The 14,030-nt window shown below is 39.3% G+C and carries 15 protein-coding genes; 3 read left to right on the top strand and 12 right to left on the bottom strand.

The features are described from left to right. Positions 1-60: 60 nt before the first annotated feature. Positions 61-528, bottom strand: a complete 468-nt coding sequence (locus tag PQ578_RS11350; RefSeq protein ID WP_273834427.1) for a CBO0543 family protein — start codon at positions 526-528, stop codon at positions 61-63. Positions 529-753: 225 nt separating this feature from the next. On the opposite strand from PQ578_RS11350, the gene PQ578_RS11345 reads away from it, so the two are divergent. Next, a complete protein-coding gene (locus tag PQ578_RS11345; RefSeq protein ID WP_273834426.1) occupies positions 754-2,136 on the top strand; it encodes a DUF2254 domain-containing protein in 1,383 nt (460 codons plus the stop codon). A gap of 52 nt (positions 2,137-2,188) precedes the next feature. On the opposite strand, the gene asnB is transcribed toward PQ578_RS11345, so the two are convergent. The 4 genes from asnB to PQ578_RS11325 all read right to left on the bottom strand — a co-directional run bounded on the left by asnB (position 2,189) and on the right by PQ578_RS11325 (position 6,421). Beyond that, positions 2,189-4,096 (bottom strand): asparagine synthase (glutamine-hydrolyzing), encoded by a 1,908-nt coding sequence (gene asnB / locus PQ578_RS11340; protein ID WP_273834425.1) that lies wholly within the window; start codon positions 4,094-4,096, stop codon positions 2,189-2,191. A gap of 301 nt (positions 4,097-4,397) precedes the next feature. After that, complete coding sequence (locus tag PQ578_RS11335; RefSeq protein WP_273834423.1) at positions 4,398-5,009, bottom strand: class I SAM-dependent methyltransferase; 612 nt, start codon at positions 5,007-5,009, stop codon at positions 4,398-4,400. A 208-nt stretch (positions 5,010-5,217) separates the two neighbouring features. Continuing rightward, entirely contained in the window at positions 5,218-5,817 is a 600-nt protein-coding gene (locus PQ578_RS11330; protein ID WP_273834422.1) for a peroxiredoxin, read from the bottom strand. Between the two features lie 121 nt (positions 5,818-5,938). Then, a complete protein-coding gene (locus tag PQ578_RS11325; protein ID WP_273834421.1) occupies positions 5,939-6,421 on the bottom strand; it encodes a DinB family protein in 483 nt (160 codons plus the stop codon). Positions 6,422-6,774: 353 nt separating this feature from the next. Here PQ578_RS11325 and PQ578_RS11320 point away from each other — a divergent pair, with 353 nt between their 5' ends. Further along, the gene (locus PQ578_RS11320) at positions 6,775-6,951 is read left to right on the top strand and encodes a hypothetical protein (protein ID WP_159781973.1); all 177 of its coding nucleotides are present in this window, start codon (positions 6,775-6,777) and stop codon (positions 6,949-6,951) included. Between the two features lie 407 nt (positions 6,952-7,358). On the opposite strand, the gene PQ578_RS11315 is transcribed toward PQ578_RS11320, so the two are convergent. The 4 genes from PQ578_RS11315 to PQ578_RS11300 all read right to left on the bottom strand — a co-directional run bounded on the left by PQ578_RS11315 (position 7,359) and on the right by PQ578_RS11300 (position 10,458). After that, entirely contained in the window at positions 7,359-7,565 is a 207-nt protein-coding gene (locus PQ578_RS11315; RefSeq protein WP_273834420.1) for a hypothetical protein, read from the bottom strand. Positions 7,566-7,690: 125 nt separating this feature from the next. Next, positions 7,691-8,809, bottom strand: coding sequence for a sensor histidine kinase (locus PQ578_RS11310; protein WP_273834419.1), 1,119 nt, complete (start codon positions 8,807-8,809; stop codon positions 7,691-7,693). A 165-nt stretch (positions 8,810-8,974) separates the two neighbouring features. Further along, the gene (locus PQ578_RS11305; protein ID WP_273834418.1) at positions 8,975-9,535 is read right to left on the bottom strand and encodes a maltose acetyltransferase domain-containing protein; all 561 of its coding nucleotides are present in this window, start codon (positions 9,533-9,535) and stop codon (positions 8,975-8,977) included. A 17-nt stretch (positions 9,536-9,552) separates the two neighbouring features. Next, positions 9,553-10,458 (bottom strand): alpha/beta fold hydrolase, encoded by a 906-nt coding sequence (locus PQ578_RS11300; RefSeq protein ID WP_273834417.1) that lies wholly within the window; start codon positions 10,456-10,458, stop codon positions 9,553-9,555. Positions 10,459-10,681: 223 nt separating this feature from the next. Here PQ578_RS11300 and PQ578_RS11295 point away from each other — a divergent pair, with 223 nt between their 5' ends. Next, positions 10,682-11,425, top strand: a complete 744-nt coding sequence (locus PQ578_RS11295; protein ID WP_273834416.1) for a MerR family transcriptional regulator — start codon at positions 10,682-10,684, stop codon at positions 11,423-11,425. A 40-nt stretch (positions 11,426-11,465) separates the two neighbouring features. On the opposite strand, the gene PQ578_RS11290 is transcribed toward PQ578_RS11295, so the two are convergent. The 3 genes from PQ578_RS11290 to PQ578_RS11280 form a co-directional block, all read right to left on the bottom strand. After that, positions 11,466-11,630: a glycine zipper domain-containing protein gene (locus PQ578_RS11290; RefSeq protein WP_273834415.1), complete on the bottom strand. Its 165-nt coding sequence runs from the start codon at positions 11,628-11,630 to the stop codon at positions 11,466-11,468. A gap of 175 nt (positions 11,631-11,805) precedes the next feature. Next, entirely contained in the window at positions 11,806-13,245 is a 1,440-nt protein-coding gene (locus tag PQ578_RS11285; protein WP_273834413.1) for a DHA2 family efflux MFS transporter permease subunit, read from the bottom strand. A gap of 40 nt (positions 13,246-13,285) precedes the next feature. Next, positions 13,286-13,906 carry a TetR/AcrR family transcriptional regulator gene (locus PQ578_RS11280; protein WP_273834412.1) on the bottom strand — a complete coding sequence of 207 codons (621 nt, stop codon included), beginning with the start codon at positions 13,904-13,906 and terminating at the stop codon, positions 13,286-13,288. Between the last annotated feature and the right edge of the window lie 124 nt (positions 13,907-14,030).

The raw sequence follows: 14,030 nt of genomic DNA, 5'->3' as shown, positions 1-14,030 counted from the left end.
GACTACCTCCATTCTATGGACTCTGAAGATAGTATTCATTCCTATTGTGAAAATCATGCGTTATCTCTGCTGTTCGTTACCAGGTAAATATTTTACAATCACCCTAATCATCACCAACAATAACAGTGTACTCAAAAACGTATACCACCAAGTCCAGCTCTCATAGTGAATAAGATCTGTATATTTTTCGAGAAAAAATTCCAAGATCGTAATAATCGCCGAATAAATGGCTGCCTTCCCAACATAACCACCCCATCCTGAACGAAATGTCGACTGATAATAATAAATGCCTAATACCGGAAATAATACATATTCATATGTAAGGCTAGAGTCAAAATGTCGATTAAACAAGTTGACAGGATAAGTAAGCATCCCTTCTTCGACAACAATAACGCCAATAATAGAAGAAAAATACCCTGTAAGTAAAAAAAAGAGAAGCCATTCTTTTAATGGGGGCTTTCGAAGACTAAATATAAATAAACCAATTCCTAAAAAAACTAATAACCAGAGAATTGCTTTTTCGAACATCATGTTGATCACCTTCGTTTTCATGCTCTATCAATTCATTATTCCCCCGCCTTCTTAACCTATGCATGTACGTTGATTCAGAACGATTTTATAAAGTGTGTTTTGGTTAACCGCCTTACATTACTAGAAAAAAAGAATACTTTTTTCCCCACCACGGTTTAACGACCCACACTGAGGGTAATTCTAAAGTGTTAATGAAAGATATTGAAGGGAGCCCCAGTCATAATGAAGAAACTCTTACCATGGCAGTTACGGAAGTATTTCGAGATGTCAAAGCGAATCCGTAAACATGAACTTCAGGCAACGCTCTGGTATATGCCAGGATTATATATTTTAGGTGCCTTTGTTTTTGTCGCCCTCACGTTATATTTAGATTTGGTTCTCGAACTTTCACAGTACACACCCAACATGATTCGAACGACTGCACAACCTACCAGGTTACTCATTAGTGCCCTTATTGGCGGGATTTTAACGCTAAGCGCCTTTACGCTTAACTCCTTACTCGTTGTTCTGACAACATTTAGCGGACAATTCTCACCTCGAATGCTACTTAACTTCGTAGCAGATCGAACCACTCAGCACTTTATCGGTATTTTCCACGGAAGCTTTGTTTATGTCCTTGTCGTTTTCTTATTTATTACAAGTAAAGAAGATGAGTATTTCGTTGCCATTCCAGGCACAACCGTTTTCCTCGCTTTTGTGACGGTTATTACGTTTATTTTCTTTATCAACCATGCAACAAGTTGGATGCAGGTACATAATATTGCCACAAACATGAAGGAAGAATCGATTTCGATTGTGAGAGAAACACTTAGAAACGACCTTGAACAATTTCGCTGTGAAGACCCCGGCGATCTCATGGAGAAAGAACGAGAAACCGAAACGCTTATTACAGCTCCCGACTCAGGATACATCCAACTTATTGACTTTAAAGCCATGATTGATGAAGCTCAAAAAGATCAAATTATTATTAAACTTCATAATAAAGTAGGAGATTACGTATTAGAAGGGAACCGCTTCTTTTCTTACTGGGGAACTGGAGCAGAGCGAGTAAACGTAGAAAAGTACTGCAACCACATTGAGCAGGGCTATAAAGAAACGGAGATTCAAGATTTAAAGATGGGCATGACGAAACTCGCAGAAATCGGTGTGAAATCATTAGGTAATGACGATCCCCAAACGACCATAACCGTCATTCACCAAATGGCTGATCTCCTTCTCGAAGTCGAGCGAGACATCACATTCACCCCTTATCTTGCCGATCGTGAACAACAAGTAAGAGTTGTCATGGATACAGAAGATTTTAATTATTATCTTTATCGTGGCTTTGGCTATTTAAGGCATTACGCAGGAGACAATTACCCGATCATAACTGAAATTATCGCTGCCCTTAGCATGGTTGCCCAATCGATTAGTAAAGATAAGCTTGATGTTGTTTGGGATTTCGCTAAAAATTCTATGGACCATATTCCAAAACAGTTCATCTACCATCTCGACCGTGATTACTTGTTAAATCGTCTTTATGACCTCGCCATCTTTACAGGGCATCAAGATGATTATAAACCAATCGAAAAACGCCTTCTTGAAATTGAAGAAAAGCATTCCTAATTTTTGACGTGAACGCAAAAAGGGTGACCCTCTAGAGGGTCACCCTTTTTATTTACCGATACGTTGCTACTTTGCTTACAATTTCATCTTCTTTTTGCAGTTCTTCAAACGAATAAACGCCTTCCACAAAAATTTGATGCCAGAGCATAAAGATTAGCACGGTCCATATTTTTCGTGAATAATCTCCTTTTTCAGCTTTATGTGCTTGAAGAAGCTTTATCACAATCGTTTTATCGATCAAATAATCGGTTTCACTTACATGAATCAACTGCTTTGCCCATTCGTATAATTCATTTCTTAACCAGTGGCGAATCGGTACTGGGAAACCAAGTTTCTTTCGATCCAAAACATGATCCGGCACGATTCCACGCGCAGCTTTCCTAAGAATCGACTTTGTTGTACCGTCTGCTATTTTTTCATGAACAGGAATCTCACGTGCGACTTTAAACACTTCTTTATCTAAAAATGGAACGCGTAATTCGAGAGCATTCGCCATCGTCATCTTATCCGCTTTTAAAAGAATATCTCCTCTTAACCACGTTTGAATGTCGATGTATTGCATCTGATTAACCGGATTGTCTCGCTTCACATTTTGATAAAATGGTTTGGTAATTTTTTGATAATGCTCATTTTCGTAGTAAGTGGTGAGTAGCTTTTTCTTTTCATTCTCCTCAAACATCTTAGCATTTCCGATATAACGCTCAGAAAGTGGTGTTGAACCCCTCTCAAGAAAACTTTTTCCTCGAACTCCCTCAGGCAACACATTCGCAACACGATTCACCATCTTCTTCATCACACCAGGCATTGGCTGGAAAAGACGAAGCGCATCCGGTTCACGATAAATGTTATATCCACCAAAGAGCTCATCAGCACCTTCACCAGATAAAACAACCGTCACATGCTTTCTTGCTTCTCGTGCCACGAAATAAAGAGGCACACAGGCTGGATCCGCCAGAGGGTCATCCATATGCCACATAATCTTAGGAAGCTTTTGAACATACTCCTTAGCAGAAATCATATATGAATAATTAGGAACCTCAAGTTTATCAGCCGTTTCCTTGGCAACGTCAACTTCAGAGTATCCTTCCCGCTCAAAACCAACAGAAAAAGTTTTAATTTGCGGATTGAATTTCTTTGCCATGGAAACGATAATGGATGAGTCAATTCCTCCCGATAAGAAAGAACCTACTGGAACATCACTGCGCATATGCATATTAACGGAATCATAAAGAACGTTTTGAATATCCTTCACCCAATTTCGTTCTGCTGTTATTGGTGTGAATGTTGCGTGGAAATAACGTTTGAATATTATTGGTTCGTGATGTTTCTTCACAAAATAATGACCAGGCTCGACTTTCTTAATACCCTCTGTCATTGTCAAAGGTTCTGGCACATATTGAAAACTTAAATAATGCTGAAGAGCTGCCGGATTCACTGCTTCGAACTGATCAATCATCGTAATACTTTTTTTCTCAGAAGCAAAAATAACTTCTTCTTCTGTTTGCTTGTAGTAAAGCGGCTTAATGCCAAAAGGATCACGTGCACCAACGAGTTTCTTTTCAAGCTTGTCCCAAATGAGGATAGAAAACATTCCCCTTAATTCTGCGAATGCCTTTTCTCCTTTATGAACAAAAAGAGTTAGCACAACTTCTGTGTCTGACTCTGTTTGGAACGTATAACCTTCTTTCTTTAATCGTTCACGAAGTTCAACATAGTTATAAACTTCACCATTAAAAACCATCCAATAGCGCTTATTTTCATAATGGTAAGGCTGATGGCCACTTTCAAGGTCGATAATACTTAATCTTCTAAAACCAAGAGAAATTGATTCATCTGTATAATAGCCCTCATCATCGGGACCTCTATGCGTAATAATTTGATTTCTTTTCTTGAAATCAGCATGATTGTGATGATCCGTTTTTCCTGGTTCTGTACGTAATACCCCAACAAAACCACACATATTTATAGCCACACTTTCATTTAGATTAACACGCCCATTGTAACATTAACGTAACAAAAAAGTAATCCGAATGTTACAAACGGCGATTACTCTAATTTTTTGCGACGAACTTTCGTTATCAAAACGGTTCATTCTATAGACGCTTTGACAATAGAAAAGGTTTCATTCGAATCAATTTCTTAAGCTATTTCGTTCACTGTCCGCTCGTCACTTCTTCTATTAAATCACAATCTTGATCCAATCGTAACCGCTTATCAAAACAAGTCATTATTCGACAAGTTTAGATAAAATCAGCCTTTTGCTATGCCTCGTGTTTTGTTGCAAAGATAAGATGAAACATGCCAAATAAGTGGCTTTCAATCCGATTCACATGCAAGCTTGATTGCTTAACATAACCCAACATATTTCTGTTAACATGACAGCCTATCCTTTCTGCTAAGAAGGGATCTAGTTTATTCTGTAATTTACCTACTACGGGGTTTGTGCTAACGCCGTGCTCAAACAATAAAACTTGTCCGCCTGGCTTACACCATTTCGCCATTTGCTCTAGCACAAAGGCTGGGTGTGGGTAAGAACACATAGACAGTGTTGATACAACCGTATCAAATGTATTTTCTTCAAACTCAAGTTTTTCCACATCCTGATGGAGCACAGTACACGGATATGTCGTTTCCTTTGCAGCCTCCCTCGCATACCGAACCATTTCCAAACTAAAATCGACGGCTGTGAGCGAGGAAATGTTTTGATAGATCGGAAAATTTGTTCCTGTTCCTGCAGATAGCTCAAGTATATCTCCATCTGCCTTAGCTAATAACTCGTGTCTCCACTTCGTATCTATTGTTGCTTTCTGTCTTCTTTTTTCGTACATTTTGGCATGGGTATCAAATATTTTAGCTTGTTTCGTTGGATTCATAGCCAAACTTCCCTCCCTTCTAACAACTTCTTTTAGAACTCCAACGTAATTAATCAATTGGAAAACATTCCACTATTTTCGCGTATTTCAAACCATAACCTTCAACAGTACTATCCTTCCCCTTCTCCCCTACCTTCTAACATGCTATCGAGTTGGTGGCCTTCATTGATAGCCATAAAAAAAGAGCAGCGGACTGATTCCGAAGCTCTCACACCCTTCCAATATACTTTGACCGACGAACGATTCCTGGTTGACCGGGCACCCAATTTGCCGGCACTGCTTCTCCTGTTTTTTTATTATATCGAAGTGCTTGCATGAGACGAAGAATTTCAAAAGCGTTTCTTCCTACCTCGACAGGATACATCATTTTTGAAACAATGATGCCTTCTGGATTTATAATAACTGTTCCTCGATATGTTGCACCTTCCTCTTCATTTAACACGCGGTAGTCTCGGCTAATCCGGTGATTCCGATCACTAACAAGAGGATAGTTCACTTTAGAGGCGGCTGGTGACACCTCGGTAAAAACTTTATGGGCATACACGCTATCTGTACTAATGCCGAGTACAACAGTATTCATAGCTTGAAGCTCTGGATAAATAGCAGCGACCGCTGCTAGTTCTGTTGGTCACACAAAGGTAAAATCACTTGTATAGAAAAATAAGATTACCCATTTTCCTTTATAGTCCGCAAGATCGATTTCTTTAATCTTCTTCTCAATCGGATCATAGGCTTCAGCTCGAAATAAAGGAGCCTGATCGTTTGTTTGTGCACAGTTCGGAAGAGAACATGATTGCTTTTCATCCACCACATTTCCACCTCTTTTCACAGGCAGTATATGTGAGGAAAAGAGATTTATTGTCTTTTTTCTTCTAACAAATAAACAGAGAGCTTCTTCTTTATTGAAGAAACCCTCTGTTCCGCATTCATTACCCTTTCATAGCAGCCCATTCTTCTCGAGATGGCCCTACCATTCCAGGAACCGTTAAACCGGCTTGACGCATCAGAACCGTCATTTGTCCTCGGTGGTGTGTTTGATGTTGAAGCAATAAATACAGAATACTTCCGTAAGTTGTTTCACTACCAAAAAACGTTGTTGATTCTGATAATTTTTCTTCATTCCACTGCTCTTGTAGCACACGGACAAAACCTTCAGCCGTTTGCTCATATAACGCTTTAATTTCATGAGCATTGTATGACTCCCGTTCTTCTAAAGGAGTTAGATCAAGTCCAGCACTAGACATCATAAACGTGATTGCCTGTGATAAGTGAACCCCTAACTTTTCAAGCGTAAAGTGATCTGGTGCAACCTTTTGTGAAAGAGACTCATCTGTTAAATAACTCAATAGTTTACCAGTTTGCGCCGTTTCGCGCTCCCAAACATGAACAAAATCTTCCATTTGACGGAACATTTGATAACCTCCTGAATATGTATTCATTTCCTATTCCTATTTTACACCTCGCCTATAAGACATGAAAGAGCGAAAATAACTGTTTTCCAAATCTGTTCCAACACACAAAAAATCCCCTCGCAAGGAGGGGGGAGAGAATAGGCTATGTTTCACTATATGCACACCACGTTACCATTATGATCAGGAAAAATGGCTAGTGTACAATCTAACCTGTCTTTCCGCTCCAATTCAAGCAATTACACACACTTTTAACTTCTGATTTAAATGTAAGAACCAAATTTCTCAGATTGTTAGGCATAAGAAATGAATTATGTTATTATATAAATCAGTTTAAATGGAAAAGAGGGATTTGCATGGAGGAAGAACAGGAAATCATTCTCCCTGAAATCGGTAGTGTAGTCGAAATCGATAACCGAAAAGCTAAAGTAGTTAGCTTATTGAACAATACGATTGTGGCTGAATGGGAAGAATACTCAGAAGACGAAGAAAAACGAATCGTCGTAAGACACGAAGAATATAAAATGCTTTAATAAAGAAAAGCGCAAGCGCCCGTTTAGGTCCGACAAGCGCTGGAAGACTTTCATTTGAACACGGTCTTTGTGTTCGGATGAAAGTCTGAAGCGTCTCGAGGACCTGGGCGCTGGAGCTAGATCAGAAAAGCGCAAGCGCCCGGTAGGTCCGACAAGCGCTGGAGCCTTTCAAAAAAATGCATACGAAAAAACAGGTCAGGATTATATTCCTGACCTGTTTTCTATCTTCTAATCCACCATTCGCTTAAAACGATAAACAATATGACCACGACTACAGCAAACCATGGAAACCATTCGGGCACATACTCCCATCCAAACAAGATAAAGCCCCTCTCTTTAACCGAAACAGCAATGAAAAAAGAGACTGCTGGGAGTCTCTCATCAACTGTTCAATGTTTCATTCTCGACTAACGCGGTTCTTGTGAAAGTTCTTCATAAGCTTGTGTGAATTTCTGATACGTTTCTTCACCGTTTTTCATTTCATCACCTTGAAAAAGTTCTTCAAACGCATATGACCTCGCCTTTTCTAAAGAGAAATCTCGCGAACTCATAACGAGTTGCATATACGACTTAAAATAAGCCTTACTTAGCTTACCTGCATTTTTCGTAATCATTACTTCTCACCCCTTAAATTGAAGCCAGTTCCCCTGAAAAGGAATTTTATAGCTAATAAGTCCAATGAATCTTGCCCATATTATAATCGTCCTCTTAATAGGAAAGCAATTTAAAGTGGTTCATTCTACATATCACTTTTATCTAGAAAGGGTAAGCTTACCGTAAAAGTTGTTTCGTTTTCATCTGACTGACAGCTAATGTTCCCGCTATGATTTTGAATGATCTTCTGACAAACATACAGACCAATCCCAGTGCCAAGTTCTTTCGTAGTATAAAAAGGTTCAAATATTCGATCTAATGTTTCTATTGGGATCTTAGGGCCGTTATTCGTAATATGAATATGAATTGTGCCATGCAACTCTTCACCATATATGCGTATACATCTTGGAAAACCTTCAGCCTTCAAAGCATCTAAAGAATTCATGAGGATGTTAAGAAAAACTTGCCTTAACTTATCCTGTTGTCCAAAAATAGAAATACCTTCAGGAAAGTCATTTCGAATCTCTACGTCTATGTCAACAATACTAGGATAAATGAATTCTATAATTGACTCGAAGATCGCATTCACTTCTAACCATTCTTCAAGTCCACTATCGATTTCCTTCTTCGAGACATGAAGAAACTGAGCAATACGAAAATTTAACTGCTGAAGTTCATGGTCTATCACATCAATATAATTTAACGAAGGGTTTTCTTTTTGTAGCAGCTTTACAAACCCCATAATTGCAGTAAGTGGGTTTCTAAATTCGTGTACGAAACTAGAAGACATCTGACCTAGAATCGAAAGCTTCTCCTGATGCGTTTCATCAATAAAAGAAATTTTCTCCTGAAGTTCATTTTCTTTTAACTTCGTATATTCTGTTACGGCATGATATGAAAACAGATCAAAGAGTTCATTGATAGAATCTAAAATCGTTTGCAAATCATTCACTTGTACATTTGAGTAGGTCATATGCTTCATAAGAACACTTCGACCCGCATTCACATTATAAATAAAATCGCCAATATTCACGTTTGCTTCAGCTCGCTCAATCGCAACTTTATGAGCTAGCGATATGATTTTTTCCTCACAAATCGGTTGCTCAATGTTTTTCTGCACTAGACGGTACATCAGAATGCCATTCGCCTCTACTTTATCTCGGTGAACATCCGTATCGGCAATTCGAATTTTCGCTTTCCATTTAATAAGATAGCTTTCTAGGTTTTGATCCAAATAGTCTAGTAGTTGCTCTCGTACAGCCATTGCCCATTCACCCCTCTCTACATGTATCGGTCTTTTTAAAAGTATACCAGTTTAATGTAACGCTTTCATCATTACATCAGACGATTAACTAAGTGTGGTATTGTGATAAGAGAATGGGTCAAAAGTAGCTAGATAAACTGATGATGCTTCTCACTTAAATGTGGTTTAGCACTCTATGTGTTTAAGTACTCTTGCTGGATTCCCGCCAACCACCACATTTGCCGGTACATCCTTAACAACGACCGCTCCTGAAGCAATAACGGCATTGTCTCCGATCGTTACACCTGGATTGATAATCGCGCCTCCGCCAATCCATACATTGTCACCAATCAAAACAGGCTTTCCATATTCTTGACCTGAATTACGTTCGGTTGGATCGAGCGGATGCGTGGCAGCATAAATATGTACACCTGGAGCTAACATACAATTGTCTCCAAATCGAATCTCACAAATATCTAGAAATACGCAGTCGAAGTTCGCGAAAAAGTTCTCTCCCACATGAATGTTGTAACCGTAATCACATTTAAACGTGGGTTCAATGTACACATTCTGTTTCGTTGAACCAAAAAAGGTCTTCAACAATCTCGTTCTTTCTTCTAAATCTGTTTCAATGGTTTGATTGTATAATCTTGTTATTTTCCTTGCATGAAGGCGATCCCCTAGAAGCTCACGATCGTCTGGACGATAAAGCTCCCCGCTCACCATTTTTTCTCTTTCTGATTTCAATTCATCATCTCCATCGTTTAAGCGTTGACGTAAACGCCATTACTACTACCTTTTAAATATCGTAACATATCAGCCCAAAGATCTTCATTTTCCGTTAAAAAATGACCTCCTTCATCAATTACAGTAATTTCAGTTGATGAACTATGTGCTGCCAACTTACGAATTTCGCTCACTGGTGAGAGCGTATCTTTTTCTCCATGCCAGATTCGAAGTGGACTTCGAATCTCACTAATTTCAAAGCCCCATTCTTTCGATAAAAGCTGCGTTTCATACATCACACCTTCTACACCTTGCCGATAAGCTTCTTTTGCATGATAGTAGCTCGTTTCCACAAGTGGTTCTTCTTTTAGCAATTCGCGATCCCACTTGGAGAGATGACGGTGTGTGGCAGTTAACATAGAGGACTTGTATTTCGCAGGATTTTTCTCTAACATTTTCTTTTGAGCTAGGTTCGCTTTCCTAATCACCCATGGAAAGTACTTTGTGAGAAAAAAAGCAATGCGGTTTTCTTTCGCCATTTCCTTCGGCGCTTTCCCCTTTCGAAAAGGCATAGCTGAAGAAACAAGTGCGGTATGATGAATCCGATCAGGTAAAGCAAACGCACACGCCGCAGCAAACGGTCCCCCTCCAGAAACGCCGAGGACAGAAAAACGGTTTAAACCAAGATGGGATGCAAGCTCCTCAACATCAACAGCCCAGTCTAGAATTGTTCTGTTATGTTGAAAAGTCGAAAGTCCGTATCCTGGTCGATCAATTGAAATTAAGTAAATGCCCATTGCTTTTGCCAGTTCATCATCTTCTAAAAACCAGATGCGTGATCCTGGTGTTCCATGAAAAAGCATGATCGGTGTCCCTGTTTCGTCACCATAACCCCAATAGCCAAGCCTTCTTCCATCTCTTAAAACCATTGACATTTCCTGCATATGCTCCTCCTTGTAGTTGTCTTATCGCGAAAGGGGAAAAATGTGGATTAGTACATTATTCTAAACATTCACTACATTCACCTAAATAATAACATTTTTCCGCGAGAAAGAAATCGAGTACGAGGAGGAATCTATTTAATAAGACGAAAGATGTTTATCTTTGATGTTGACTCTTACCTTACGTAATCCTCTAAAGTTAACATGGAAAGGAGGAGATGTTGTTATGAAACATGTGAAAGAAGTTGCTAACTTAACTGGTATTAGCATTCGAACCCTTCATTACTACGACGAAATTGGCCTATTATCGCCTGCAACATCAGAAACCGGCTATCGTCTTTATTCGAACGATGATATTGAAAAGCTACAGCAAATTTTGTTCTTTAAAGCACTTGATTTCCCACTTAAGAAAATTAAGAATATTTTAGAACGGCCTGATTTCAATCAACTTGAAGCATTGCACTATCAAAAAGAACGACTTGTCGAAAAGAAAGAACGTCTGGAAACCATCATTGCAACGATCGACCAAACGATTCAGAATGTGAAAGGAGAACGGACTATGACAGATCAAGAAAAATTTAAAGGTTTGGATTTTTCTCAAAACCAGTACGAACAGGAAGCTCGGAAAAAATTTGGGGATGAAGCGATTAATCAGTCGTCACAAAAATTAAATAGACTAAATTCGGTTGAAAAAGATGTACTCGAGCAGTCTTTTCATGCTATTTATCAAAAGCTTGCCAAGTTAAGACACGGATCACCCGCTTCAGAAGAAGCACAGAATGCCATTCACGAGTGGTATGACTTTCTAAACAACAATGTAGGCTATCATTATACGCTTGAGGCTTTTCAAGGTCTTGGTCAAATGTATATCGAGGATGAGCGTTTCACAAAGAACATTGACCAATACGGAGAAGGTCTCGCGCTCTTTATGAGAAATGCCATGGCCGTATATGCGAACCAAAACAAATAAACAAGCAGCTCAACCTCATAGTAGGTTGGGCTGCCTTTCTCTAATCCTTCTTTTTATTTACACGACTACCATAAGCCACTCCTAGCGCGATGCCAACACCAATTCCTACTGCAATGTTATCGAGTGCAACCCCTACTCCTGCTCCGATCGCCACTCCAAGCCCTATCCCTAATCCCATCTTGCTTTCATTCTTTGATTTTTTCATCATATACCGCTCCTTCTAACAAAGGTTATCTCTTTCTACGAATGAGTAGGATATTCGTTTCATCTGCTAAAAAAACTCTTCCTACTTATGTGTAGAAAGAGTTTTTGAAGGGTTAGTTCTTTATAGGATCTAGATCAATTCTTTAGAAAAGAGATCCTCTTAATGATTCACTCTGTTAATTTTCAGTTGCTACTTTGGTTCGTTCAGCAGGTTCTTTATCCGCTTTTGGCTGCCTGATAAAGAATGCCATCACAAGCCCAATAATCGCAGAAATTCCCGCAACGATAAAGGAGACATTCACTCCGTGAACAAGACCTTCCACACCACGAGATGGCTGTGCCGCTTGGGACATGACGGTTACTAGAAGGGCTGTACCAACCGCACCAGACACCTGACGCATGGTATTGTTCATGGCTGTGCCATGTGGAATAAGATGAGCTGGAAGCTGATTAAGTCCAGCTGTTGTCACCGGCATCATAACCATGGCAACCCCGAACATTCTTACCGCATTCACAATGGCAAGATAAGTGAACGTTGTTTCTGGGGTTAAGTTCGTAAACATAAATGTCGTCACCGTTACGATGATCAGCCCAATAATGGCAAGCCACTTTGCCCCAAACTTATCAAAAATTCGTCCAGTAATAGGGTTCATAAAGCCCATTATAAGAGCACCAGGTAAAAGCATTAAACCTGATTCAAACGCTGTGAAACCAAGCATATTTTGCATCAGCAAAGGGAGCACAGTTGCCGCCCCAATCATCGCGATAAAAACAACCATTCCTAATACCGTTGTTAACGTGAAAAGCTTATATTGAAACACTCTAAATTGAAGCACGGGCTGTTTTAATTTTAGCTGACGTAAAATGAACCAGCATAGCGTAACTGCGCCAATAAGCATGGAAATAATAACCTGCTCACTTGCCCATCCATTCGTACCTGCACTACTAAACCCGTACAGCAAACCGCCAAATCCTAGTGAAGAAAGGACGATTGATAAAATATCAAGCTTCGGATTCGTTTGTTCTGTCACGTTTTTTAAAATCAAATAAGCAATAACAAAATCAATCATCACAATGGGAAGAATGACATAAAACAAACTTCTCCACGGATATTGTTCGACGAGCCAACCGGATAACGTCGGTCCGATTGCTGGTGCAAATGAAATGACAAGGCCAAACATTCCCATTGCCGTTCCGCGTTTTTCAACGGGAAAGATTAAAAAGAGGATCGTTTGCATGAGGGGAATAATAATTCCCGCCCCAGAAGCCTGGATAATTCTTCCGACCATGAGGAGGGGAAAATTCGGTGCCACTGCACAAATCGCCGTTCCGACTGCAAATAATCCCATCGCAGTTAAAAAGAGTGTTCTTGTGGTGAACTTTCCTATTAGAAATGCTGTAATCGGAATCATCACGCCATTGACGAGCATAAAGATCGACGTTAACCACTGAGCTGTACTTGCCTCAAGATCGAGATCGACCATGATATGTGGCAGAGCTGTTGCAAGAAGCGTTTGGTTTAAAATGGCTGCAAAAGCCCCAGATAAAAGAACGATCAAAAGCGGCACTTTGTTAAAGGAGTCAATCCCTTCTCCTGATTGTTGGTTGTCGTTCATGTTCTCCCTTCTTTCTCACTGTTTGTTTTCTTGATGTTAATTAAGAAGACGATCGCATAAGTCCCGATTGCAATAGTTTAAGTTCCGTCTCATATTTCTTCATTGCAGCTGAGACTGATAAATTGTTCGAAACGCTGTGAATCAAATTATGAAAGGTAACTGCGGTTAGAATTTGCATCACATGAAACATTTCTTTTCGGCTTGATACATTTAACTGTTCTGCATTAACAAGATCATAAATGTCATCATACCGCTCATTAGCAACGTCTTCTGATAAATATTGTGAAAACGTGTTTTCAATTTTGTAGTTCATATTAAGTAATACGTTTCGTATAAAATCCCTTTGCCCTTTATCCTCAGAATGCTCAAGTGTCGACCTAAAAATTTCACTAATCGCTTTAAACAAATCTCCTTCAAATTTTTTTAAGTTTGAAACCAAGCATTCGTGACGTTCTTTTGCATGTTCATTTAATAAATAAAAAAACGCATCTTCTTTATCCTCGAAATATTGGTAAAAACTTCCCCTTGGGATGCCAGCTGTTTTTAAGATATTGGATATAGATGCTTCGTAAAGAGAAACTCTTGAAAATTCCTGTTTCGCCGCATCAATTAAGATTTGTCGCTTTTCTTCTTTTAAATTATAGAACGTTGCTTTTGGCACATTAAATCACCTACCAACAAAATTATGACACGGTGTCATATCACCTCCCCAACTATATGTGACACCGTGTCACAAGTCAAGAAAAGAGCTTTCCTTTTCTGAACACATTCGTTCTCAAACGACA

Origin of the sequence: Guptibacillus sedimenti, from assembly GCF_028610665.1 — a bacterium.
In the GTDB taxonomy this organism is placed as follows: Bacteria; Bacillota; Bacilli; order Bacillales; family Guptibacillaceae; genus Guptibacillus; species Guptibacillus sedimenti.
The sequence above is the reverse complement of the archived record's forward strand: the minus strand, read 5'-3'. Positions and strand labels throughout refer to the sequence as shown.

Excerpts from the sequence above, each read along its gene's own strand:
- PQ578_RS11350 (WP_273834427.1), bottom strand. The coding sequence starts at position 528 with ATGTTCGAAAAAGCAATTCTCTGGTTATTAGTTTTTTTAGGAATTGGT.
- PQ578_RS11345 (WP_273834426.1), top strand. The coding sequence starts at position 754 with ATGAAGAAACTCTTACCATGGCAGTTACGGAAGTATTTCGAGATGTCA.
- asnB (WP_273834425.1), bottom strand. The coding sequence starts at position 4,096 with ATGTGTGGTTTTGTTGGGGTATTACGTACAGAACCAGGAAAAACGGAT.
- PQ578_RS11335 (WP_273834423.1), bottom strand. The coding sequence starts at position 5,009 with ATGAATCCAACGAAACAAGCTAAAATATTTGATACCCATGCCAAAATG.
- PQ578_RS11325 (WP_273834421.1), bottom strand. The coding sequence starts at position 6,421 with ATGTTCCGTCAAATGGAAGATTTTGTTCATGTTTGGGAGCGCGAAACG.
- PQ578_RS11320 (WP_159781973.1), top strand. The coding sequence starts at position 6,775 with ATGGAGGAAGAACAGGAAATCATTCTCCCTGAAATCGGTAGTGTAGTC.
- PQ578_RS11315 (WP_273834420.1), bottom strand. The coding sequence starts at position 7,565 with ATGATTACGAAAAATGCAGGTAAGCTAAGTAAGGCTTATTTTAAGTCG.
- PQ578_RS11310 (WP_273834419.1), bottom strand. The coding sequence starts at position 8,809 with ATGGCTGTACGAGAGCAACTACTAGACTATTTGGATCAAAACCTAGAA.
- PQ578_RS11300 (WP_273834417.1), bottom strand. The coding sequence starts at position 10,458 with ATGCAGGAAATGTCAATGGTTTTAAGAGATGGAAGAAGGCTTGGCTAT.
- PQ578_RS11295 (WP_273834416.1), top strand. The coding sequence starts at position 10,682 with ATGAAACATGTGAAAGAAGTTGCTAACTTAACTGGTATTAGCATTCGA.
- PQ578_RS11290 (WP_273834415.1), bottom strand. The coding sequence starts at position 11,630 with ATGAAAAAATCAAAGAATGAAAGCAAGATGGGATTAGGGATAGGGCTT.
- PQ578_RS11285 (WP_273834413.1), bottom strand. The coding sequence starts at position 13,245 with ATGAACGACAACCAACAATCAGGAGAAGGGATTGACTCCTTTAACAAA.